Origin of the sequence: Gilliamella sp. M0364 (assembly GCF_016100565.1) — a bacterium.
Taxonomy (GTDB): Bacteria; Pseudomonadota; Gammaproteobacteria; order Enterobacterales; family Orbaceae; genus Gilliamella; species Gilliamella apis.
Window position 1 is genome coordinate 482,267 of sequence record NZ_JACFSF010000001.1, and the last position, 21,479, is coordinate 503,745.

At 34.0% G+C, this 21,479-nt stretch carries 19 protein-coding genes; 5 read left to right on the forward strand and 14 right to left on the reverse strand.

Annotated elements, in window-relative coordinates; translation table 11 throughout:
* Positions 1–41: 41 nt before the first annotated feature.
* The 3 genes from H3U96_RS02215 to H3U96_RS02225 all read right to left on the reverse strand — a co-directional run bounded on the left by H3U96_RS02215 (position 42) and on the right by H3U96_RS02225 (position 3,752).
* Entirely contained in the window at positions 42–1,013 is a 972-nt protein-coding gene (locus H3U96_RS02215; RefSeq protein ID WP_065579183.1) for a sugar-binding transcriptional regulator, read from the reverse strand.
* A 280-nt stretch (positions 1,014–1,293) separates the two neighbouring features.
* Positions 1,294–1,434 (reverse strand): hypothetical protein, encoded by a 141-nt coding sequence (locus H3U96_RS02220; RefSeq protein ID WP_198195414.1) that lies wholly within the window; start codon positions 1,432–1,434, stop codon positions 1,294–1,296.
* 344 nt (positions 1,435–1,778) lie between these two features.
* The gene (locus H3U96_RS02225; RefSeq protein ID WP_198195415.1) at positions 1,779–3,752 is read right to left on the reverse strand and encodes a TonB-dependent receptor domain-containing protein; all 1,974 of its coding nucleotides are present in this window, start codon (positions 3,750–3,752) and stop codon (positions 1,779–1,781) included.
* Between the two features lie 170 nt (positions 3,753–3,922).
* Here H3U96_RS02225 and H3U96_RS02230 point away from each other — a divergent pair, with 170 nt between their 5' ends.
* The 3 genes from H3U96_RS02230 (at position 3,923) to H3U96_RS02240 (ending at position 8,253) form a co-directional block, all read left to right on the forward strand.
* On the forward strand, positions 3,923–4,843 hold the full coding sequence (locus H3U96_RS02230) for an ABC transporter substrate-binding protein (RefSeq protein WP_086361018.1): 921 nt from the start codon (positions 3,923–3,925) through the stop codon (positions 4,841–4,843).
* 689 nt (positions 4,844–5,532) lie between these two features.
* Entirely contained in the window at positions 5,533–6,855 is a 1,323-nt protein-coding gene (gene rimO, locus H3U96_RS02235; protein WP_198195416.1) for a 30S ribosomal protein S12 methylthiotransferase RimO, read from the forward strand.
* A 9-nt stretch (positions 6,856–6,864) separates the two neighbouring features.
* Complete coding sequence (locus tag H3U96_RS02240; RefSeq protein ID WP_086361019.1) at positions 6,865–8,253, forward strand: MATE family efflux transporter; 1,389 nt, start codon at positions 6,865–6,867, stop codon at positions 8,251–8,253.
* A gap of 58 nt (positions 8,254–8,311) precedes the next feature.
* On the opposite strand, the gene tkt is transcribed toward H3U96_RS02240, so the two are convergent.
* The 7 genes from tkt to H3U96_RS02270 all read right to left on the reverse strand — a co-directional run bounded on the left by tkt (position 8,312) and on the right by H3U96_RS02270 (position 15,411).
* A complete protein-coding gene (tkt, locus tag H3U96_RS02245) occupies positions 8,312–10,318 on the reverse strand; it encodes a transketolase (RefSeq protein WP_198195417.1) in 2,007 nt (668 codons plus the stop codon).
* Between the two features lie 117 nt (positions 10,319–10,435).
* Positions 10,436–11,386: a transaldolase gene (gene tal, locus H3U96_RS02250; RefSeq protein WP_086356893.1), complete on the reverse strand. Its 951-nt coding sequence runs from the start codon at positions 11,384–11,386 to the stop codon at positions 10,436–10,438.
* A gap of 52 nt (positions 11,387–11,438) precedes the next feature.
* Positions 11,439–11,573, reverse strand: a complete 135-nt coding sequence (locus H3U96_RS11300) for a hypothetical protein (protein ID WP_255545796.1) — start codon at positions 11,571–11,573, stop codon at positions 11,439–11,441.
* Between the two features lie 422 nt (positions 11,574–11,995).
* On the reverse strand, positions 11,996–12,232 hold the full coding sequence (locus tag H3U96_RS02255; protein ID WP_065651889.1) for a FeoC-like transcriptional regulator: 237 nt from the start codon (positions 12,230–12,232) through the stop codon (positions 11,996–11,998).
* A 38-nt stretch (positions 12,233–12,270) separates the two neighbouring features.
* Positions 12,271–14,598: a Fe(2+) transporter permease subunit FeoB gene (feoB, locus tag H3U96_RS02260; RefSeq protein WP_198195418.1), complete on the reverse strand. Its 2,328-nt coding sequence runs from the start codon at positions 14,596–14,598 to the stop codon at positions 12,271–12,273.
* The gene (locus tag H3U96_RS02265; RefSeq protein WP_198195419.1) at positions 14,595–14,834 is read right to left on the reverse strand and encodes a FeoA family protein; all 240 of its coding nucleotides are present in this window, start codon (positions 14,832–14,834) and stop codon (positions 14,595–14,597) included. The genes feoB and H3U96_RS02265 overlap by 4 nt, the downstream gene beginning before the upstream one ends.
* A 235-nt stretch (positions 14,835–15,069) precedes the next feature.
* A complete protein-coding gene (locus tag H3U96_RS02270) occupies positions 15,070–15,411 on the reverse strand; it encodes a nitrous oxide-stimulated promoter family protein (RefSeq protein ID WP_086356890.1) in 342 nt (113 codons plus the stop codon).
* Positions 15,412–15,483: 72 nt separating this feature from the next.
* On the opposite strand from H3U96_RS02270, the gene H3U96_RS02275 reads away from it, so the two are divergent.
* The gene (locus tag H3U96_RS02275) at positions 15,484–16,314 is read left to right on the forward strand and encodes a shikimate 5-dehydrogenase (protein ID WP_086356889.1); all 831 of its coding nucleotides are present in this window, start codon (positions 15,484–15,486) and stop codon (positions 16,312–16,314) included.
* Between the two features lie 299 nt (positions 16,315–16,613).
* On the opposite strand, the gene H3U96_RS02280 is transcribed toward H3U96_RS02275, so the two are convergent.
* Together H3U96_RS02280 and ycaO are read right to left on the reverse strand one after the other, a co-directional pair.
* Positions 16,614–17,570 (reverse strand): carbohydrate kinase family protein, encoded by a 957-nt coding sequence (locus H3U96_RS02280; RefSeq protein ID WP_198195420.1) that lies wholly within the window; start codon positions 17,568–17,570, stop codon positions 16,614–16,616.
* A 359-nt stretch (positions 17,571–17,929) separates the two neighbouring features.
* Positions 17,930–19,693, reverse strand: a complete 1,764-nt coding sequence (gene ycaO / locus H3U96_RS02285) for a 30S ribosomal protein S12 methylthiotransferase accessory factor YcaO (protein ID WP_198195421.1) — start codon at positions 19,691–19,693, stop codon at positions 17,930–17,932.
* A gap of 124 nt (positions 19,694–19,817) precedes the next feature.
* Here ycaO and H3U96_RS02290 point away from each other — a divergent pair, with 124 nt between their 5' ends.
* The gene (locus tag H3U96_RS02290; protein ID WP_198195422.1) at positions 19,818–20,144 is read left to right on the forward strand and encodes a DUF4282 domain-containing protein; all 327 of its coding nucleotides are present in this window, start codon (positions 19,818–19,820) and stop codon (positions 20,142–20,144) included.
* A gap of 84 nt (positions 20,145–20,228) precedes the next feature.
* On the opposite strand, the gene tsaD is transcribed toward H3U96_RS02290, so the two are convergent.
* Entirely contained in the window at positions 20,229–21,257 is a 1,029-nt protein-coding gene (tsaD, locus tag H3U96_RS02295) for a tRNA (adenosine(37)-N6)-threonylcarbamoyltransferase complex transferase subunit TsaD (protein WP_198195424.1), read from the reverse strand.
* Positions 21,257–21,475 carry a DNA gyrase inhibitor YacG gene (gene yacG, locus H3U96_RS02300; RefSeq protein WP_065579200.1) on the reverse strand — a complete coding sequence of 73 codons (219 nt, stop codon included), beginning with the start codon at positions 21,473–21,475 and terminating at the stop codon, positions 21,257–21,259. The genes tsaD and yacG overlap by 1 nt, the downstream gene beginning before the upstream one ends.
* Positions 21,476–21,479: the final 4 nt, after the last annotated feature.

Sequence of the window (21,479 nt, forward strand, 5' to 3'; positions counted from 1 at the left end):
AGGCTATTTGTAATGTGTATACAAATAGCTTATTGGCTAAATTAGATTTTGTTTTGTTGTAAACTTAATATAGTTCTGGCATTTGAAGCACTTGTCGCAATGATATCAATTACGCCCGACCGTAGTGCACCTAAAATTGCGGTTGCTTTAGTATTTTCCGAAGCAATAGCAATAACACATGGAATATTACGTAATTCTTCAATACTTAAACCAATCACTCGATCATTCATGGTTGTATCGACCGGATTACCATTGATATCAAAAAAACCATATCCAGCAATATCACCAATCACACCTTGGTTTAATGTTGCATAGGTCACTTCTTGCGGAGTAAACCAGCCCAACTGCACCATATAACAGTTTTCATTCATATCACCAATACCTACTAAAGCAATATCAGCTTTAGCCGCTCTTTCTAATGTATCTTTAATAACTCGATTCTGGATAAATGCACGTTTAAGTTCACGATTTTCTACATAAGCTGGCGCGTATAAAGTCTCACTAGTTGCACTAAATTTTCTGGCTAAACTTCGACTAATGTGGTCAGCATCAATAATTTCACCAACACGCTGAGTACCACCGATACCACAAATAAATTTACACTGTTTTTCAGGAAACACACCAACATGGCTGGCAATAGCAGCAACATTACGCCCTTGTCCCACCGCAACGGTCATACCATTTTTTAAAGTACTAGACAGATAATTTGATACCAGTGCAGCAACTTGTCTACGTTGCTCCTCTTCATCTTGATGATCTAAAGCAATTAAAGCTCGTTTAATACCAAAATGATTAACAAATTGCTGTTCAATACGCGAACTAAATATTGGATGATATTTAACACTTATTTCAACGATTCCTTCTGCTCTAGCCTTTTTTAGCAAACGACCAACTTTAATGCGTGAAAGACCAAATCGCTGAGCGATTTCTTCTTGAGTTTGTTCATACTCATAGTATGCAACTGCAATTTCTGTAAGTAATTCCGACTCTTGTTTATCTTCAAATACAACCATCAAGTTTGCCTTTCAACACTGTAGTAACTTCTTGCACTATGATAGATAATATATTACAAAATCGTCTAGCATGCCATGGATTAAGACCAATAAATAATTCAATAAGATAAAAAATGATATTTTATTAAGTTTGATAAGAATGGAACAAATATACATGATTGGTTGTTTATGATAATTATGAAGAAATTTCAATTTATATTAAGCTAAAAACCCCTTTCCTCAAATTTTTAATCATGAAAAAAATTAGCTGAACTGAATAAATACCGACTAAGAGCGGATATTACTTTTCTGGTGTTTTTTTCTTTCGTGATTTTTGTTTAGTTAATTGTTTTTTTAAGCGCATTCTTGCTCTTGACTCAGCAAATAATCGATCTCTTTCAGCTTTCTTTTGCAGCTTCTGTTGCTGTTCTTTTTTTCCCATTGCTTAACCTTCCATGTTGACCATATTTTAAACACTTGCCATAAAACAAAAAGCGAAACTACTGCAAGTATAGCTGCATACGGGTCGAAACCATCTTCATAGTTAATTCGAGTTAATACTATAACAGCATATACTGGCAAACGGGTTAGCAGAGATACAAGAACTAGTAGAATCGTATAGACATATTTCGGCATATGCTTATTTAAAATCCTTTTGTGAAGTAATTCTCAATCATAACTAATAAATTAAAATGTTAATATATAGTTTATTAATTAAATAAAAAAAGTGGCTGTATTAACAACCACTCAATATTTATAATTACATTTTTTGATGATGAACACTAATTAGAAATTAATTTCAGTACCAACAAAATAGCGACGACCTTCTAAGGTTTTACCGAAGTCATCATTCGTCACTTCTTTGTCAAACAAGTTATAAACACCGCCATAAATCTTAGCATTTTGATTTATTTGGAAAGATGTACCCACATCCCAGAAGGTATAACTAGGATATTCAATTTTTTTACCACTACGATTCGTGGTCGATTCCACTCCGTAATAAGCAACTTTAGTCCATAAATCCAATTGTTGGGTTAAATTCCAATCAAGCTGGGTATTGAATTTTTGCTTAGGAGTACGATTTAAAGGTTTACCTTTATTTTTACCAGTTTTTTGTTCTGTTTTAGTCCAAGAATAGTTAGAACTTAGCAAGAAATCAGTAAACAATGGTGTTTTAAATGATAGTTCTAAACCTTTAAGATCTGCTTTATCAACATTTTCTAAACCCTGAATAAAATGAAATTTTTTACTAAAGTTTTTATAAGAACATGTTTTCTCTTTGATATTTTTATTATCACAAATAGAGTAAGATTGAATCTTATCTTTGTATTTAGTATAAAAAGCTGTTGCAGAAGCATCAATACCGTAATCATTGTTATATCCTAGACCAATTTCAAAATTATCTGATTTTTCAGGTTTTAAATCAGGATTACCAACAACTACACCGTCCCAATATCCCCCACCTGTTACTTGTCCCCAGTCTGAAACAACTTGACGCAATTTTGGCGTTGCATAACCGGTTGAGTAACCGCCTTTCAGGGTAAAATTATCATCAATATTCCAGACACTATAGACTCTTGGATTCCAGTTGCTACCATAGTTTTCATCTTTGTTATAACGTAAACCAGCTGTTATGCTCCAGTTATCGAAAATACTTATTTCATCTTCCGCAAACAATGCATAATTCCAGCGATCAATTTTAGTAATATCACTAGTAAGTTCATTACCTTTATCATGAAGCTCTTGGTAATTATATTTACCCCCTATCGTTAGCATATTAATACTAAAAGGAATCGTCACTCGAGAATCTACATCGGTATTACGAATTTTCATTTTTCTTTCTGGATTATTGTTTTCTTCATAAGCAATAAACGAAGTCGTCGATAGTTCATCAAATAAACCATTATGAGTTAGCGCAAAAGAATTTCTAGCATTATCACGCTTATAATCATTATCTCTTGATTTTTCTCTTGTTTTACCTCTGATTGAAGTACTATTTTGTAACGAACGACCAAAATCAAGATCAAATTTTTGGTTATCAGTAGCATTAAGTGATAATTTACCATTCAAGCTGCGTAATTTCTGTCCAGAATGACCATTTAAAAACTCATCTTCATGACGATTTGTGTATTGGCCATATAATTGAATACCGAGAATATCGTCAATAATTGGTCCAGTCGTTGAAAAACTACCTACATAGCTATTTTTTTCATCAGAGCGATAAGGCATAACTGATTCAACTCGTAAACCACTGTGCCATTTGTTGGACACTTTTTTAGTAATGATATTGACTACCCCACCCATAGCATCTGAACCATATAAAGAAGACATAGGTCCACGAACAACTTCAATACGTTCAATAGCAGTTAGCGGAGGTAACCAGCCTTGTTCGAAACCAGAATTATCACTATTTGGTCTAGTTTCACGCGTACTAACTTTTTTACCATCAATTAATAATAAGGTATATTTGGCGTCCATACCACGAATACTAATATCAGTTGAATCACCTCCGCCTGTTATGGTGACACCTGGAATATCCTTAAGAGCATCGGTGACATCACGATAAGGCTTTTTGCTAATTTCTTCCGGCGTGATCACCGAAATTGTTGCTGGAGCTTCCTTAATTTGTTGAGAAAATCCTGATGCTGTCACCACCATAGTATCAGTATTTTTATCATCAGCCGCCATCGCTAAACCTGATAATGATAATAAAATACTTGTATTTAAGACATGTGTAGCCAACTTAAACTTCGTATTCATTGTTATAACCCTATTAATTATATTGATATTTTGCAAAGCAATCCGCGAGTAACAATATACTATATGAGAATAATTATCAATATCCTTACGAAAAATTATTTATTACTAGACAATCATAATCCTTTAAACAATAATAGTTATCATTTGCATCATACATATAGGAACTAATTATGAATACTAAGAAAAAACTATTATTAAGTAGCTTAGCAGCGTTAATGTTAGGTTTGACTGGTTGTCAATCGTCAATTACAGTAAATCCAGATAATAAACAATCAGTTGTTGTGCCTAAATCACCAAATAAAGTTGTTGTGATGAATTATGGAGCCTTAGATACATTAGATGCTTTAGGTAAAGGATCAATTGTAACAGCAACACCGCTTTCTGTTCTTCCGGCTTATCTTCAACAATATAAAAATACGACTATTACTGATACAGGTAATATGAAAGAACCAAATATTGATGCAATCAAACAAGCTAAACCGCAATTAATTATCATTGACGGCAGACAAGCAAGGCATACGGAAGAATTCACTAAAATTGCTCCAGTAATTAATTTAAGTGTTGATGCCAAAAACTACCTTGAATCAACCAAAAATCATATCAATATATTAGCAAATATTACTGGTACTGAAGAAACAGCGAACAATCTAATTCAATCACTAGATGCCAAAGTTAGCAATGCACAATCTGTTGCTCAAGCAAGTAATAAAAAAGCAATTGTTGCTATTCATAATGACGGTAAAATGATCCTTATCAATGCAAGCTCTAGTGCCGCATTAATTCATGATGTGTTAAAAGTAAAACGTGCGGTACCATTAGCACCACAACCGACCAACGGTATTGGTAAACCAAAACCAACCTTTATTGATAATAATTACATCAGTAAAGTTAAACCAGATATTATTTATGTTGTAGACCGTAGTAAAGCAATTGGCCTGTCTGCGATGAAAAATGATTTCTTCAATACAAAAGTATTAGCAAAAAGTAAAACTGAAGTTATTTATTTAACACCAGACCTTTGGTATTTATCTGGTGGCGGTGCTGAAAGTTTAGATCGTCAAATCGATGAAGTAATTAATGTATTAAAATAAATTGATTTTTTATAATAAATTAACTTCCTTTCACAAAAGCCCTTATCATTATAAGGGCTTTTTGATTAACAGATTTACCTTGTCCTTCCTCAGAATATTCCCCCCATCAAATGATTGATAAGTGTTTTTTATTGTTTACTATTACACGCCAATTGAATGTAAGGAGAATAAACATTAAGAAAAAAACTATTGTTAATTGCAGTATTATTTCCTTTTATGATTCACGCATGAACGTGATGCTCCGCTAGGTTTAACATGGGGTGCATCAATATCGGACATTGTTTCAAAATATAAAGCAAAAGAAATAATTGAAAAAAATGATTTGACCATATATGAATTACCTAACCCTCCTATAACATTACCTAATTTTACTTTATATAAATTATTAGCTCTGTTGAAAGGAAAAAAATAGATGCAAAGGGTATTAATATTAGTGATCCGTCGAATAAGGTTTATCGATATTACCTATTACAAATAATTAAAATATAAACTTCAAATTATTTGCAATAAATAGCATGTTACATACATGCCATAAGAAATTATATTTTTATAGATGATAACTGCGCTAAAAATTTTTATTTGGTTCAAGTTAAATATGTTAAAATGCTCGCCTGTTGTCATAATCTAAATTGGCAAATTTTTAAATTCTCGATAAATACCTCAATAAATTTTAAATTACTATAAATATTATGAATACATCATCCCCTACTATCGGATTTGTGAGCCTTGGTTGTCCTAAAAATTTAGTTGACTCTGAGCGAATTTTAACTGAATTACGTACTCAGGGTTATCAAGTTGTACCTAGCTACGATAATGCAGATTTAGTTATTGTTAACACCTGTGGCTTTATTGATAGCGCGGTACAAGAATCATTAGAAGCCATTGGCGAAGCGCTAAATGAAAATGGAAAAGTCATTGTGACTGGTTGTCTTGGCGCTAAAGAAGATCAAATTCGTGATGTACATCCTAAAGTGCTTGAAATATCAGGACCTCACAGTTATGAGGCTGTACTTGAGCATGTTAATAAATATGCACCTAAACCTACCTATAATCCATTTACTAGTTTAGTACCCGAACAAGGGGTAAAACTAACACCAAAACATTATGCTTATTTGAAAATCTCGGAAGGCTGCAACCATAGTTGTTCATTCTGTATTATTCCTTCATTACGTGGCGAAATGATCAGTCGCCCAATCGGTAATGTGCTTGATGAAGCAAAGCGTTTGGTTGATGGTGGGGTGAAAGAATTATTGGTTATTGCCCAAGATACATCAGCTTATGGTATTGATATAAAAAACCGGACCAATTTTTGGAATGGTATGCCGTTAAAAACCGATATTCATACCCTTTGTGAACAATTATCTAGCCTTGGTATTTGGGTACGACTACATTATATGTATCCTTACCCTAGTGTGGATAATTTAATTCCTTTAATGGCGGATGGCAAAATCTTACCTTATTTGGATGTACCATTACAACATGCTAGCCCAACTGTATTAAAATCAATGAAACGACCGGGAACCATTGAAAGAACACTTGAAAGAATTCATAAGTGGCGAGATATTTGTCCTGAAATCACTCTACGTTCAACTTTTATTGTCGGTTATCCAGGCGAAACTGAACAAGATTTTGAATTACTACTCGATTTTCTATCTCAAGCACAATTAGATCGTGTCGGTTGTTTCCCTTATAGTCCAGTAGAAGGCGCTGCGGCTAATCAATTAGCCAATCAAATACCGGAGCATATAAAACAAGAACGATTCCATCGGTTTATGCAATTGCAACAAACAATTTCAACCCGTAAGCTACAAAACAAAATTGGTAAAACATTATCCGTGCTTATCGATGAAGTGGATGATGAAGGTGCAATTGGACGAAGTATGGCTGATGCACCGGAAATAGATGGTGTAGTCTATCTAAATGAAGAAAAAACGGTTAAAGTTGGCGATATTGTTAAGGTCAATATTGAACATTCAGATGAATACGATTTATGGGGAACTGTACAACAGTAAATATAATCAATGAACTTACATTATCGAAATGAAATTAAAAATTTAATTACCTTAGCTATCCCTGTCATGATTGCTCAAATATCACAAACAGCAATAACGTTTGTTGATACAATTATGGCTGGAAATTACAGTAAAACAGCCTTATCAGGTGTCGCTATAGCGGTATCAATTTGGTTACCCACAGTATTATTTGGTCAAGGTCTATTGACTGTATTAACTCCCATTATATCAAACTTAAATGGTGCAGCTAAACGTGAGCAAGTTGCCGATCATACACGGCAAGGTGTGGTGATTGCATTAATTTTATCAGTAATCATAATGTTAATTTTATATCATTCAGATAAAATAATTAGCTTAAGAAGTTCCGCTGATAATCCGATTGATCCAGACATGATTGAAGTTGCCGTTTCATTTTTACGTGCAATTATGTGGGGAGTACCAGCATTTCTACTATTTTTAGTTTACCGCAATCAATGTGAAGGTTTATCTAACACAAAACCCGCCATGGTAATAATATTCATTGCCTTACTTGCTAATATTCCAATTAACTATATTTTAATTTATGGCAAATTAGGCTTACCTGCTTTTGGTGGTGTCGGTTGTGGTATTACTGCAGCAATAATTTTCTGGTTAATGTTTGGTTTAATCCGTATATATACCTTAACTACTGCTAGCCAACGTGATATTCGTAAAACGCCATTAACAAAGCTTGTTGATTTTTCCATCATTAAAAAGATAGTGCTGTTAGGAACACCTTTAGCTCTTGCTTACTTTTTTGAAATGAGCTTGTTTGCTGTAGTTGCCTTACTTATTGCTCCTCTCGGACAAATAACTGTGGCGGCTCATCAAATTATCTTTACTATTAGTAGTTTAACATTTGCAATTCCATTATCTCTTGGCGTGGCGACCAGTATTCGTGTCGGTTACTTATTGGGTAAAAATAAACCAATTCTAGCCAAGCAAACTGCTTATATAAGTTTAGCGATATCCTTCATGATAGCGGTAATCGTCGCATTAATTCTGGTCATTTTTAGATCACCAATAATAACCATATTTACTCATGAGATCGATGTAATAACCATCTGTCTACAACTGATTATTTTACTTGCCATCTATCAAGCATCAGATTATTTACAAGTAGTCGCAAGTAATGTATTACGTGGCTATAAAGATACTAAGAGCATCTTTTTTATTACTTTACTGTCTTATTGGGTTGTTGGTTTACCAGTTGGTTACATATTAGGCTTAACTGATCTAGTGATGGAACCAATTGGTGCCGCAGGATTTTGGATAGGGATTATATCAGGGCTTGCTGTTGCTGCTTTTCTGTTAATTGCCAGAATGGTTTATCTACAAAAACAACCAACAGAAATAATATTAAAACGCGCTTCTAGATAATTTAATTAGATTAAAAAAAGCCACCATAAGGTGGCTTTTTACTATTTAAATAAATTTATTATTTTAATAAACTATTGGCCTGTTTTAGGACATTCTCAACAGTAAAGCCGAATTTAGCAAACAGTTGATCTGCTGGTCCTGACTCACCAAAGCTTGTCATACCAATAATCTTACCATTTAGACCAACATATTTATACCAATAGTCACTAATACCTGCCTCAATAGCGACTCGTGCAGTAACTGAAGATGGTAATACTGATTCTTTATAAGCTTGGTCTTGTTTATCAAATGCATCGGTTGATGGCATTGAAACAACACGTACTTTTTTACCAGCTTCGGTAAGTTTATGATAAGCCTCAACAGCTAGTTCGACTTCAGAACCAGTGGCAATTAAAATCAGTTCAGGAGTGCCACTGCAATCATTTAAAATATAGCCACCACGATAAACATTGGCTAATTGTTGTTCAGTGCGTTCTTGTTGTTTAAGATTTTGTCTTGAGAAAATTAACGCAGTTGGACCATCTTTACGTTCAACGGCATATTGCCAAGCAATAGCTGATTCAACTTGGTCACAAGGACGCCAAGTACTAACATTTGGAGTAACACGTAAGCTTGCCATCTGTTCAACAGGTTGGTGAGTTGGACCATCTTCTCCTAAGCCAATTGAGTCATGCGTGTAGACAAATAAAGAGCGAATTTTCATTAAAGCGGCCATACGAACTGCGTTACGCGCATATTCCATAAACATTAAGAAAGTTGCACCATAAGGAATAAAACCGCCATGTAAAGCAATACCATTCATGATTGCAGACATACCAAATTCACGTACACCATAATGAATGTAGTTACCATCTGGATTAGCTAAAATCTCTTTAGAGCCTGACCACATAGTTAAATTACTTGGTGCTAAATCAGCTGAACCACCTAAAAATTCAGTTAACACTGGCGCAAAAGCTTCAATGGCATTTTGTGAGGCTTTGCGGGTAGCAATTGTTGCCGGATTTGCTTGTAGCTTATTAACAAAATCTTTAGCAACCTGTTGCCAATTAGTTGGTAAATCACCATTCATACGACGTTTGAATTCTTTTGCTAATTCTGGGTAAGCTTTTGCATATGCATCAAAGCGAGCATTCCACTCATCTTCACGTTGTTTACCAGTAGCTTTTGCATCCCATGCCTCATAATAATCTTTTGGAATTTCAAATGCAGGATATGACCAACCTAAAGCTTTACGCGTTGCTTCTATTTCAGCATCACCAAGTGGTGCGCCATGACAATCATGACTTCCTGCTTTGTTTGGAGAACCAAAACCAATAACAGTTTTACACATTAATAATGATGGTTTATCAGTTACAGCTTGTGCTTGCTCAATAGCTTCAGCTAATGCCTTAGCATCATGGCCATCAATACCTCGGATCACATGCCAACCATATGCTTCAAAACGTTTAGCGGTATCATCGGTAAACCAACCTTCAATTTCACCATCAATTGAAATACCATTATCATCATAAAAAGCAATTAATTTGCCTAATTTAAGTGTACCCGCTAATGAACATACTTCATGAGAAATCCCTTCCATCATACAACCATCACCCATAAATACATAGGTATGGTGATCAACAATAGTATGTGCTGGTTTGTTAAATTGAGCAGCTAATGTTCTTTCAGCAATAGCCATACCGACAGCATTGGCAATTCCTTGCCCTAAAGGACCTGTTGTTGTTTCAATGCCTGAAAGATGTCCAAATTCTGGATGACCTGCGGTTTTAGCATTTAATTGACGAAAGTTTTTTATGTCATCAATGGTTACGTTATATCCAGTCAAATGTAACAAGCTATAAATTAACATTGATGCATGACCATTTGATAATACAAATCGATCCCGATCAGCCCAATTAGGATTAGTAGGATTGTGTTTTAAAAATCCTCGCCAAAGGACTTCAGCCATATCGGCCATCCCCATCGGCGCACCAGGATGGCCTGATTTTGCTTTTTGCACGCCATCCATGCTTAATGCTCTTATCGCATTGGCTAGTTCGCGGTGGGATAGTGTGGTTACATTCATGTTAATATTCTCCAAAAATATATTTTAAATATTCATTGATTGTCTACAAACAGCAGACAGATAAAACGCTTTCGTACCAAAACAAAAAAGGGGAATATATTTCCCCTATTCTTTTAATTAAAGTAGCGCACCGATCATATCTTCTAGTTTACCCTGATCGACAGCAAATGCACGGATGCCTTCAGCCAATTTTTCAACAGCCATAGCATCACTGTTATGCTGCCATCTAAACTCAGCTTCAGTCATTAATGCTGGACGCTCAACTAAGGTTTGATTTGGATCTAATTTACGCACAACTGGGGCATTTGATTTTTGCATCTCAGATAATAAATTAGGGGAAATAGTTAAACGATCACAGCCAGCTAATGCTAAGATTTGATCAACTTGTCTAAAACTAGCCCCCATAACAATAGTCTTATAACCATGTTGTTTATAGTAGTTATAGATATTACGTACTGAAACTACACCAGGGTCTTGATCAGCAATATAAGGATCAATAGGTTTCTTAGCTTGATACCAATCATAAATACGACCAACAAATGGCGAAATTAAAAAGGCATTAATCTCGGCACAAGCTCGCGCTTGAGCAAAGGAAAACAGTAAAGTTAAATTACAGTTAATACCTTCTTTTTCTAAAACTTCAGCAGCTTTAATACCTTCCCATGTGGAAGCAATTTTAATCAGAATTTTTGATTTATCAATGCCTTTTTGTTTATAAAGTTCAACAATTCGACGAGCTTTTTCAATACAGGCTTGGGTATCAAATGATAATCTTGCATCAACTTCAGTCGAGATTCGTCCAGGGATAGATTTTAAAATTTCAGCGCCAATATTTACCGCTACTTGGTCACAAGCATTAACCAATTGCTCGGCTTTACTACCGCCTAGTTTTTTAGCTGTTTCAATAGCAGAATCAATTAAATAACGATATTGAGGAAGTTGAGCAGCTTTTAAAACAAGCGATGGATTAGTTGTTGCATCTTCAGGAGAAAACTGTTTAATTGAATCGATATCGCCAGTATCAGCAACCACTACGGTTAATTTTTTGAATTCATCTAATTGACTCATACTTCTATTTCCTCTACTACATGTTTTTTAAACATAATTATAATAACATTTATTAAGTAATAAAACGACAAGGTTTCATCGTTTCGGTTAAGGTCTTTTTGGCTAAAATGAACAAGACCGATAAAACTACAATTTGATCAGAATAAGCTATCGATAAAAACGAAAAACATTGATATTTCATAGCCATTAACTAACTTTTTAGTACATAAAAATTAACAGGTAAATAATGTAACTAATTGACTCTTCATATTTATGTAATCATCTAAACCAGTAGTTAGCAATTTGTTGATCGAATTTAAATCAAGGATATCTTTTTATCACTTGTTATCGGTTTTATAGTTTTTACTTATTTACACCAAAATGAACATAAGTTCATATTAATATCATTTGTAATTTTGAGATACAAATAAATTTAATTTTGTGACATAAGTCGCAAAAAAATAGTAAATAAAAGATAATTTAATTTTTAATAGCTGATAAAGAAGTGAATTCAATTCTAAAAAAAGCAAAAAGTTAAAATAATTTGGCAAGAATTTATCAAAGGTTAGATATTAATACTTTTGATACAATCAAATTAACTTTAACCATTAATTGATTGTATTCGATATTTTACTCAATCCATACATAGCTTGCATAAGCGTCTAAATTACAACTTATACACGTTGAACACTGTTTACCTGCACAAGTTAATAAATCACGTTTAATTAATTTTATTACTCCTTTTTTAACCCAAAAATTCAGCATAGGTTCAACTGCACTGCTAGATAAGCGAAAGTGACGAGCCACATCTTGCAGATTAGCTCGTCCTTGTAACTGAATATAATCACGAATTGCGGTAATTAACATATTATTCAATATTTAAATTTAACATTAACCAATAATTTTTATTCACAACAAGCTGATTGATTGTTGTGAGATCGTGGTTTTGGTAAGTAATATTGATTAAAGCAAGGTAAACGTCCCATTTTACGCATAACGATAAAAATGAAAGTCATAAATCCTCCAATAGCTATCAACCAATAAGGCGCACATGAAGATTGGCCTAATAAACTAAATTGGTAATAAATTGTTGCTGACAACCAACCTATAACAAATGTCCAAATAGCAACAAATATCATCCATTTTAGCCCTGTTTCACGATAGATTGTGCCTAATGCTGCCGCACAAGGTGTATAAAGCAACACAAAAATAAGATAAGCAATAGCTGAAGATGATGTAACAAATGAACTACTTATTTTCGATACCGTCGTCGAGTCGACAGACAATTCATTTTGTAGATTATTTTCAGCTTGATTAATACTTGATAGACCTAGCGGATCAGCGATTGAGTTAGTTAAATCAATAAAACGATCTGGAATGGTTTCTAACGCTGACTTGATGCCATCATAAAAAGAAAAATGTTCTGGTTGTTCAGTTTGATGATCCATTGAATAAAGTGAATTTAAAGTTGCCACAACTGACTCTTTAGCAAAGATTCCGGTAAAAATACCTACTGTTGCAGGCCAATTTTGCTTATCAATTCCCATTGGTGTAAATACAGGAGTAACTTTTTGCCCCATAACTGATAACACAGAGTGATTTGAATTTTCATTCCCAAATGAACCATCAGTTCCTAAGGAATTAAAGAAGCTAAGCACGGTTACCATGACGACAATAGCTTTTCCTGCTCGTAAAACAAAGCTTTTCAAACGTTGAAAAGTTATTCTCAACATACTCCGTAATGTCGGAATACGATAAACAGGCATTTCCATAATAAATGGCGTTAATTCACCTTGTAACAGAGTATTTTTTAATATAAATCCCGTTAGCATAGCTACTAAAATACCCAGCAAATAGAGCATAAAGACAATAATCGATGCATGATTAGGAAAAAATATCACAGCAAACAAAGCATAAATGGGTAATCGAGCACTGCAAGACATAAACGGAATTAAACAAATTGATAAAATACGATCACGCGGACTATCAAGTGTCCTTGTTGCCATAATTGCTGGTACTCCACAACCAAAGCCCATTAACATAGGTACAAACGCTTTACCGGGTAAACCAATGCATCGCATAAAACGATCAACAATCATTGCTGCTCGCGCTAAATAACCTGAATCTTCCAAAAAAGATAGCACAAAAAACATCGCCGCAATAACCGGTATAAAGGTCGATACCGTAGTGATGCCATTGCCGACCCCATCAGCTAAAATAACTGTTAACCAAGTTGGTGTATGTAGCATATTTAAGAGATAAGCAAAGCCATTAACAAAAATGGTACTAAATACTCCTTCAAAGAAATCAACAAAAACCGAACCAAAATTAATCGCAATAAAAAACATGCTATACATTGCGAGTAAAAAAAATGGAATACCAGTAAAACGCCCTAAAGCTAATTTATCCAATTTTTCAGTAAGATTAATATTGGCTTCTCTAGGCTTATCAATCACCATCTTGCAAAGCGTATCAATCGTATCATAACGTGCACTTGCAAGTGCTACGTCAATCTGATTATCGAAATTGATAGACAATAAACAACGACAAGCAGCTAACTTTTCGTTTTCTAAAAAATCTAAAGATTGATTTGCCCCATTAAGCAAGGCTTCAATTAACTGCCAACGATTAAATTGTTGTATCCGACTGGTTACAGGCAATTCAGCTAAATATCGATTAAATACAGCTTGTGCATCACTACTTAACGTATCAATGGTTGGCATCGCAGTCTTTAAATTCGATGAGCTAACTTCAATTTGCTGATAAAATTTTGATAATCCAGTTTTTCGCGTAGACGAAATCGCAATAACCGGACAACCTAAAGCTTTGGTTAATTTATCGATATTTAATCTTTCTCCCATAGCTTTAAGTGCATCAACCATATTAAGCACAATTATCATAGGTACTTGCATATCAATTAACTGAAATGTTAAATATAAACTGCGTTGTAAATTTGTCGCATCAATAACATTAACTATCAAGCTATTGTTATCAGTTAATAGAAACTGCCGAGTAATAAATTCATCTTGAGCAATACCGATTGGATCTGGCTCAACAGAGTAAGTTCCCGGTAAATCAACAATATCATAGAGCTTATTTTGGTAAGCAAACGAACCAGATTTGTGCTCAACGGTTACCCCTGGCCAATTACCTACACGCTGTTTTGAACCAGTTAACAAATTAAATAATGTCGTTTTGCCACAATTAGGATTACCAACTAATGCAATTTTCATGCGACTACCTCAACTTCAATTGCCGCCGCTTCACGACGGCGTAAACACAGTAGAAAACCACGCAAATTAATTTCAATTGGATCACCTAATGGAGCTATTTGCATCACAGTCAACTTACATCCGGGCGTCATTCCCATAGCTAAAAGCTTTTGACGAAAAGGTAAAGAGTCAGGTAACAGACGTTTAATAACAGCTCCACGTCCTTGAGAAAGGCGATCAAGCGTAAATGCAGACATCATACTTCCTATCAAATAAGGTTGTATTTAGAAAATGACAGTATTTTAAAAGATAATCATTCGCATTTTTAGCGTTTAACTGCGAGTAAATTGCAAAAAACATCTAAAATAAGTGAAAATTATTGCATCGATAGGAAAAAACGAATACAACATTGATGAAATCAAAAAAATAAGTGATAAAAATAAGCCAAAAACCCCTCTCCTCAACTTTTTTAATTGTGAAAAAATGCTTTCGTTAAAATACCTTCAAAATAGTTTTCAAATTTTTATACAAATGCTTAACCGCCATAATTGGATGATGGATCATCATTCTTGGGCCGGCATAGCGCATAACTTCTTTGATTTTTAGTTTGTAATCTTTGCGATAGCAATGTTTTGGACAGAGTTCACAGGTGGTTTTCTGTTCGCCAAATCGACACATAGTTAAACGTTGCATGGCATATTGCAACAGATCATTACACTCGTCACAAAGCTGATTTTTCGGGGTATGGTGTTTTTGGTGACAATATAGGTGTATCATCACTTTTACGGTAACTTTTTCTTGAGTTATTTTCGGACCAGTATTGTTTGCAACCATAATCAAATATACGTTAGTTAAAAAGATGATAGAATAAAGAATTAGTTAATATGATCACAAGGATTTTGGTTAATGGCAAGAATTATCAACAAAGATACTATTGTTTGTATGTCACTTTCAGCAAGACCAAGTAATTTTGGTACTCGTTTTCACAATTTTTTATATGAAAAATTAGATTTAAATTATCTATATAAAGCTTTTACAACCAATAACTTAAAAGATGCTATTTATGGAATTAAAGCATTATCAATTCGTGGTTGTGCTATCTCAATGCCTTATAAACAAGCATGTATCGAATTTATTGATGAATTAGATGTTTCAGTACAATCAATTCAAGCGGTTAACACTATTGTTAATACCGATCACTATTTGAAGGCCTACAATACTGATTATATTGCGGTGGAAAAACTAATTAAAGCTAATCATATCAGTAATAACACACCATTTATTTTAAAAGGTAGTGGTGGTATGGCTAATGCTGTAATTGGAGCATTTTACGATGCAGGTTTTAAACATGGCATAGTCTGTGCTAGAAACCAACAGAAAGGGGAAGCTTTAGCTAAGCGTTATAATTACCAATGGCAAAAAGATGAATCTACCATTACACCAGAACAAGCTAAATTAATTATCAATGTTACGCCAATTGGCATGCAAGGTGGCATTGAGGCAGACCAATTATCGTTTAGTGAAGCAATGATTAACCAAGCAGATATTATATTTGATGTTGTCGCCCTACCCGTTGAGACACCACTTATAAAATTTGCCAAAAAATTAAATAAAACGATTATTTCAGGAGCTGATGTCGCCGTATTACAAGCGGTTGAGCAATTTATTTTATATACCGGTGTTACTCCTAGTGAAGAATTGATCCAGCAAGCAGGTGAATTCGCCAGACAAGGTTAAGAACATTACAAAGAATTAATAATAGAATCAGGTTAACATGTTAAACAAGGACGTTTAACAAAATTGTAGTTTGTTTTAAAAAATATATCAAAACGATAACAGTGATTAATAAAAAGGTCTTATATGAAAACGCTTTGCTTAAAGCTTATAAACGTAATTGAATGAGCATAATTGATTATAAAATCCTATTAGAAAGCAGAAAATTTGTAATGCTTAAAAATATTTAGAAAAGTAATTTTAGAGATTCAAGAAATCGCTCAAATAAAACAATTTTGATGATCAATGATTTTAGTAATAGATCAAAAAAAGTATTTAAAATCTTTAATAAGATCTTTACCTGCTTGATTAATATCAACCAAGTTAGGCATTGCACTACGCCCTCTTTTCTGTTTGTTGGCTGCTACTATGGCTAGATTGGCAAACAAAATCGTTTTCTCTAATGGCCAACCATAACTAATACCGTAAGCAAAAGCCCCTTGAAAAATATCATTTTCAGTAATGTCATCAACAGCTTGTTTGTTAAAGCCAGAAATTGTCACTACTTGTTGATGATCAAGATATACGCAATCTTTTTTATTCATACGAATAATAATTTTACCGTTAGTTAAATTGCGTAATTTTTTCAATGCACTTTTAATCTCATCGCTACCATGGAAAGCTTTTAATTTGACAAAAGCACTAGCAAATTGTTCTGTTACAATTAGATAATCAGCTTGTTGAGCTAAGTACAAACTATTAGCCGACAGGTTATCTACATTCATAATCATTTTGACTTTGGGTAAATGCTCGATTAGGTACTCACTCAATTCTGCTTCATAGCCATCAGCTAACATAACTATATCATGTTTGTTTTCGCTTACAGTTTGTATAAAGTGAGCTAATTTATTTTTTTCTGCTATTGTCAATTTAGGCGGCTGTAGCAAGCGATGCGATATAATAGTATAGCTATTATTTTGCTCATCAACGGTGATAGCTTCTAATGGCGTGACCATTTTTTCTGAAAAAATAAATTGCCGCGTATTAACGCCAATATTAGCAAGCTCTGTCTCAATTTGATTACCATGATTATCATTGTTGAGATGGCCAATATGATATATATCCTCACCCCATAGTGCTAATAAATATGCTGTATTAGCACATGATCCTCCACCAGAATAAATAACATTATCGGAAGTAATTGAACCATTCAGTTCCAAACCAGATGAGGTAAAACACAATAGATCTAAACAAGCAAAACCAACGGTAAGTATTGTCATCATTTATCCTTAATAAATTATGTAATTTAAAAAAAACAAATATTGAAAATAATTTAACTAAACGATTTTGAACGTAATTGTGCTATTGATTACCACTAATTAAGAGAGAAAAAAGCAATAAGGGAAGTAAACTTACTGCTTTCATATAATACAACAATGCCAACAAAAATCTTTTGGATATGTAAATCTAACTTTTGATAACTTAATCAAATAACAGATCTAATTAAGAATCGATAATATAATATTCTATTTAGCCCTATTTGATAAGTATTAATTAAAATTTTTTTATAAAAACTATTGTAACCATCAATAATAACTATTAATAGTTAGTTTTTTCTGATAATTAATAAAATTTTTCATTACATAATTTGATGTAATTTATTATATACATCTAAAAGCTTTTTGTGCATGGTAAATAGATCCATTAAACTATCACTATCTGAAATAGGGTGATCTAAATCCGTTAGCCCAAAAAATTGTTTTTTTGCTGTTGCATAAAGCCACATTTCTGCTACACAGGAACTACCATACATTTTATTAAAAGCAGGTTGATAATCATCAAATTGGTTTGCGCCACGCTCAATAATGAAATTAACTAAAGTTTGCAAACAACGATAAGCGTGATTGCGTTCTACACTAAAGATAGACTCATTCATTTCAATCGTCCAATCTATCCATAATTTAGCTTGCGGTAAATCCTGTGCCGCTAACGCCAGCATAGCTTTTAATTCGCCAATTCTCAATGTTAACCATGCATTATCTTTACCTGTTGCAATACCAAGTAATTCACGAACTCGAGCAAAATCATCTAAACCTTCATCATCAAATTGCTCAATAATGTCGAGTAGTTGCTTGTTAGTACGTTTTTGATATGGTAGTGACAAAATCAAATCACGAAGATGAATCACCATATTGTTATTAGCAATTAACAGATCCTCTGGTGGATAGATTTCTGACATGCCAACGGCTAAAATTCGACAAGCATAAACCCCAAGATGCTGATAATCCATTATTAACACTTCTATTTGATGACGCTCAAAAATCGCCATCAAGTTGGCAAATTCCTGCTCGGTTGTACCAGAAAAATTCCAATCAACAAACTCATAATCCGATTTTTGATTAAAAAGATCCCAGGAAATTAAGCCACTAGAATCAATAAAATGCGTTTCTAAATTACTAAGATCTGCTACATCATCATTATCAAAACTTGGCGGTGAAAAAACATCAAGATCTTTAAGACTTCGACCTTGTAGTAATTCAGTCACTGTTCGTTCAAGTGCTACACCAAAATTAGGATGAGCACCGAATGAAGCATAACATGTACCATTTTGAGGGTTAAATAGCACAACACAAATCACTGGAAATTCACCAGCTAATGATGCATCAAAACAATAAATAGGGAAACCTTCCTTTTCAAGCGTTTCGATAGCCGCTAAGACAGCAGGATAACGATTAATTACTGTTTCGGGAATAGTTGGCAGACTAATAGCTTCAGCAATAATTTTATTTTTGGTATAACGTTCAAATATTTCTGATAAAGCTTGTACTCGCGCTTCATTTTGTGTGTTGCCTGCTGACATTCCATTTGATGCATATAAGTTAGCAATTAAGTTCACTGGTACATAAATGGTTTTGCCATCTGATTGTTGTACAAATGGCAGAGCACAAATACCCCTTTCACTATTACTAGACTGTAAATCAATTAGATCTGTTGCCGTTAATTCGTGTTCAGGATCATAAAAATTAAGTAACTTTTGCGATAATAAACCTTTGGGTAAACTATTATCATCAGGAATTGCAAACCATTTTTCCGATGGATAATGAACAAATTCACCATTGGCGACTTTATCACCTAAATAAAAATCAGAAAAAAAGTAGTTAGTTGAAAGTCTCTCAAAATATTCACCTAAAGCAGAAGCTAGCGCCGCTTTTTTACTCGAGCCTTTGCCATTAGCAAAACATAAAGGACATTTTATATTTTGAATATGTACCGACCAAACATTGGGCACGGGGTTAAGCCAAGAGGCTTCATTAACAGCTAAATCATATTTATCTAATTGTTGTTGAAAATAGTTAATGGAATCTTCAAGTGCTGCATCTTTACCCGGAATAAATGTTTTCATATTAAAATTTTAAAAACCTTTTTAAAAATAACGTTGCTTTATTGATTTATTTGGTATTAAATGTATCGTTTTTTTGACCAAAGTCAAAGCAATAAAATAAATAAAACTTAATTAAGGAAATAAAATGAAAAAAATAGTAGATACTAGTGGACTTTCTTTTAAAGACTTTTTCTTTTTTGACAAAATGTTCACGCCTAAAATCATTACTGTAATTTATTGGATGAGTTTAGTTCTTATTGTATTTTCAGGTCTAACTATCATCTTTTCAAGTTTTCTAATTATTAGTTATAGTTTTGGCTCAGCACTACTAGGTATAATAACCGGCATTATAACTATCGTTGGTGGTACTGTATTTACCCGCATCGGATATGAAATAATTTGTGTTCTATTCAATATTAACCGAAATATCGAAAAACTAGCTTTAGATAAATCAACTGACGATAATCAATAAGTCTTATATTAAGAAAACAAGTGGGGAATTTACCCCACTATAAAAATCGGCTAATGTTCCATTTATAAATAATTAAATAGGACATTATTCTTTCGCGTTTAATTCACTTAATGGCCATCTTGGTTTAACCTCAATAGCTAGATCGGCAAATTGTGAGGCTTTAAGATGAATCATACCTGCATAGGCTATCATCGCACCATTATCAGTACAAAATTCTAATCGAGGAAAATAAACTTGCCCTTTGCGTTGGGCCATAAGTGCAGCAAGTTGGCGACGTAAAGTTTTATTGGCACTCACTCCTCCGGCAATAACCAATCGATTAAAACCAGTTTGATCTAAAGCTCGACGTGACTTTATTAATAAAGTATCAACTAAAGCATCCTCAAAGGCCTTAGCTATATCTGCTCTGGTTTGTTCGTCAAGATCCTGAGCTTGGCTCTGTTGATAAATAGTATTTGCTGCAGCAGTTTTAAGCCCTGAAAAGCTAAAATCTAGACCAGGTCTATCAGTCATCGGTCGAGGAAAACGAAACCGTGTGGCATCGCCGAGTTCAGCTAATTTTGATAATTTCGCACCACCAGGATAGTCAAGTCCTAACAATTTAGCGGTTTTATCAAATGCTTCCCCTGCTGCATCATCAATTGATTCACCAAGTAATTGATATTTACCAACACCAGTTACTTTAATTAACTGAGTATGTCCTCCTGATACTAACAAAGCCACAAATGGAAACTCAGGAGGATTATCTTCTAGCATAGGGGCTAACAAGTGACCTTCCATATGATGAACCGCAACGGCTGGTACGTCCCATGCATATGCAAGTGAGCGTCCAATAGAGGCGCCAACCATTAAAGCCCCAATCAAACCTGGGCCTGCGGTATAAGCCACACCATCAATATCAGTTGCACACAAATTAGCCTCTTTTAGTGCAGCTTGTATCAATGGCACTGTTTTACGAATATGATCACGAGAGGCCAATTCTGGCACGACTCCACCATAATCGGCGTGTAATTTTATTTGTGAATAGAGTTGATTAGCGATAAGCCCTTGCTTGTCATCATAAATGGCAATACCTGTTTCATCACACGATGTTTCAATACCTAAAATCTTCATTAATGTTTACTCACTAAATTGGAAAGATCATCTTCACTCCAAAGATCTTGTTCACTTAGTTCTTTATCAGCAATGCGATGTTCTTCAGTTGCCCAATCACCTAAGTCAATTAATTGACAACGTTTACTACAAAAAGGTCGGTATAAACTTTTTTCAGACCATTCAACATCTTTTTGACAGGTAGGACACTTTACAATAGTAACAGTATTTTTATTCATTTAA

Bases quoted from the DNA above. Each gene is read 5' to 3' on its own strand.
- H3U96_RS02220 (WP_198195414.1), bottom strand. From the start codon at position 1,434: ATGGGAAAAAAAGAACAGCAACAGAAGCTGCAAAAGAAAGCTGAAAGA.
- ycaO (WP_198195421.1), bottom strand. From the start codon at position 19,693: ATGAAAACATTTATTCCGGGTAAAGATGCAGCACTTGAAGATTCCATT.
- tal (WP_086356893.1), bottom strand. From the start codon at position 11,386: ATGAGTCAATTAGATGAATTCAAAAAATTAACCGTAGTGGTTGCTGAT.
- H3U96_RS02215 (WP_065579183.1), bottom strand. From the start codon at position 1,013: ATGGTTGTATTTGAAGATAAACAAGAGTCGGAATTACTTACAGAAATT.
- H3U96_RS02280 (WP_198195420.1), bottom strand. From the start codon at position 17,570: ATGACAATACTTACCGTTGGTTTTGCTTGTTTAGATCTATTGTGTTTT.
- tkt (WP_198195417.1), bottom strand. From the start codon at position 10,318: ATGAATGTAACCACACTATCCCACCGCGAACTAGCCAATGCGATAAGA.
- feoB (WP_198195418.1), bottom strand. From the start codon at position 14,598: ATGAAAATTGCATTAGTTGGTAATCCTAATTGTGGCAAAACGACATTA.
- H3U96_RS11300 (WP_255545796.1), bottom strand. From the start codon at position 11,573: ATGGCTATGAAATATCAATGTTTTTCGTTTTTATCGATAGCTTATTCT.
- tsaD (WP_198195424.1), bottom strand. From the start codon at position 21,257: ATGAAGATTTTAGGTATTGAAACATCGTGTGATGAAACAGGTATTGCC.
- H3U96_RS02290 (WP_198195422.1), top strand. From the start codon at position 19,818: ATGAAAAAAATAGTAGATACTAGTGGACTTTCTTTTAAAGACTTTTTC.
- H3U96_RS02230 (WP_086361018.1), top strand. From the start codon at position 3,923: ATGAATACTAAGAAAAAACTATTATTAAGTAGCTTAGCAGCGTTAATG.
- H3U96_RS02270 (WP_086356890.1), bottom strand. From the start codon at position 15,411: ATGGTTGCAAACAATACTGGTCCGAAAATAACTCAAGAAAAAGTTACC.
- H3U96_RS02275 (WP_086356889.1), top strand. From the start codon at position 15,484: ATGGCAAGAATTATCAACAAAGATACTATTGTTTGTATGTCACTTTCA.
- H3U96_RS02255 (WP_065651889.1), bottom strand. From the start codon at position 12,232: ATGTTAATTACCGCAATTCGTGATTATATTCAGTTACAAGGACGAGCT.
- H3U96_RS02240 (WP_086361019.1), top strand. From the start codon at position 6,865: ATGAACTTACATTATCGAAATGAAATTAAAAATTTAATTACCTTAGCT.
- H3U96_RS02225 (WP_198195415.1), bottom strand. From the start codon at position 3,752: ATGAATACGAAGTTTAAGTTGGCTACACATGTCTTAAATACAAGTATT.
- rimO (WP_198195416.1), top strand. From the start codon at position 5,533: ATGAATACATCATCCCCTACTATCGGATTTGTGAGCCTTGGTTGTCCT.
- yacG (WP_065579200.1), bottom strand. From the start codon at position 21,475: ATGAATAAAAATACTGTTACTATTGTAAAGTGTCCTACCTGTCAAAAA.
- H3U96_RS02265 (WP_198195419.1), bottom strand. From the start codon at position 14,834: ATGTCTGCATTTACGCTTGATCGCCTTTCTCAAGGACGTGGAGCTGTT.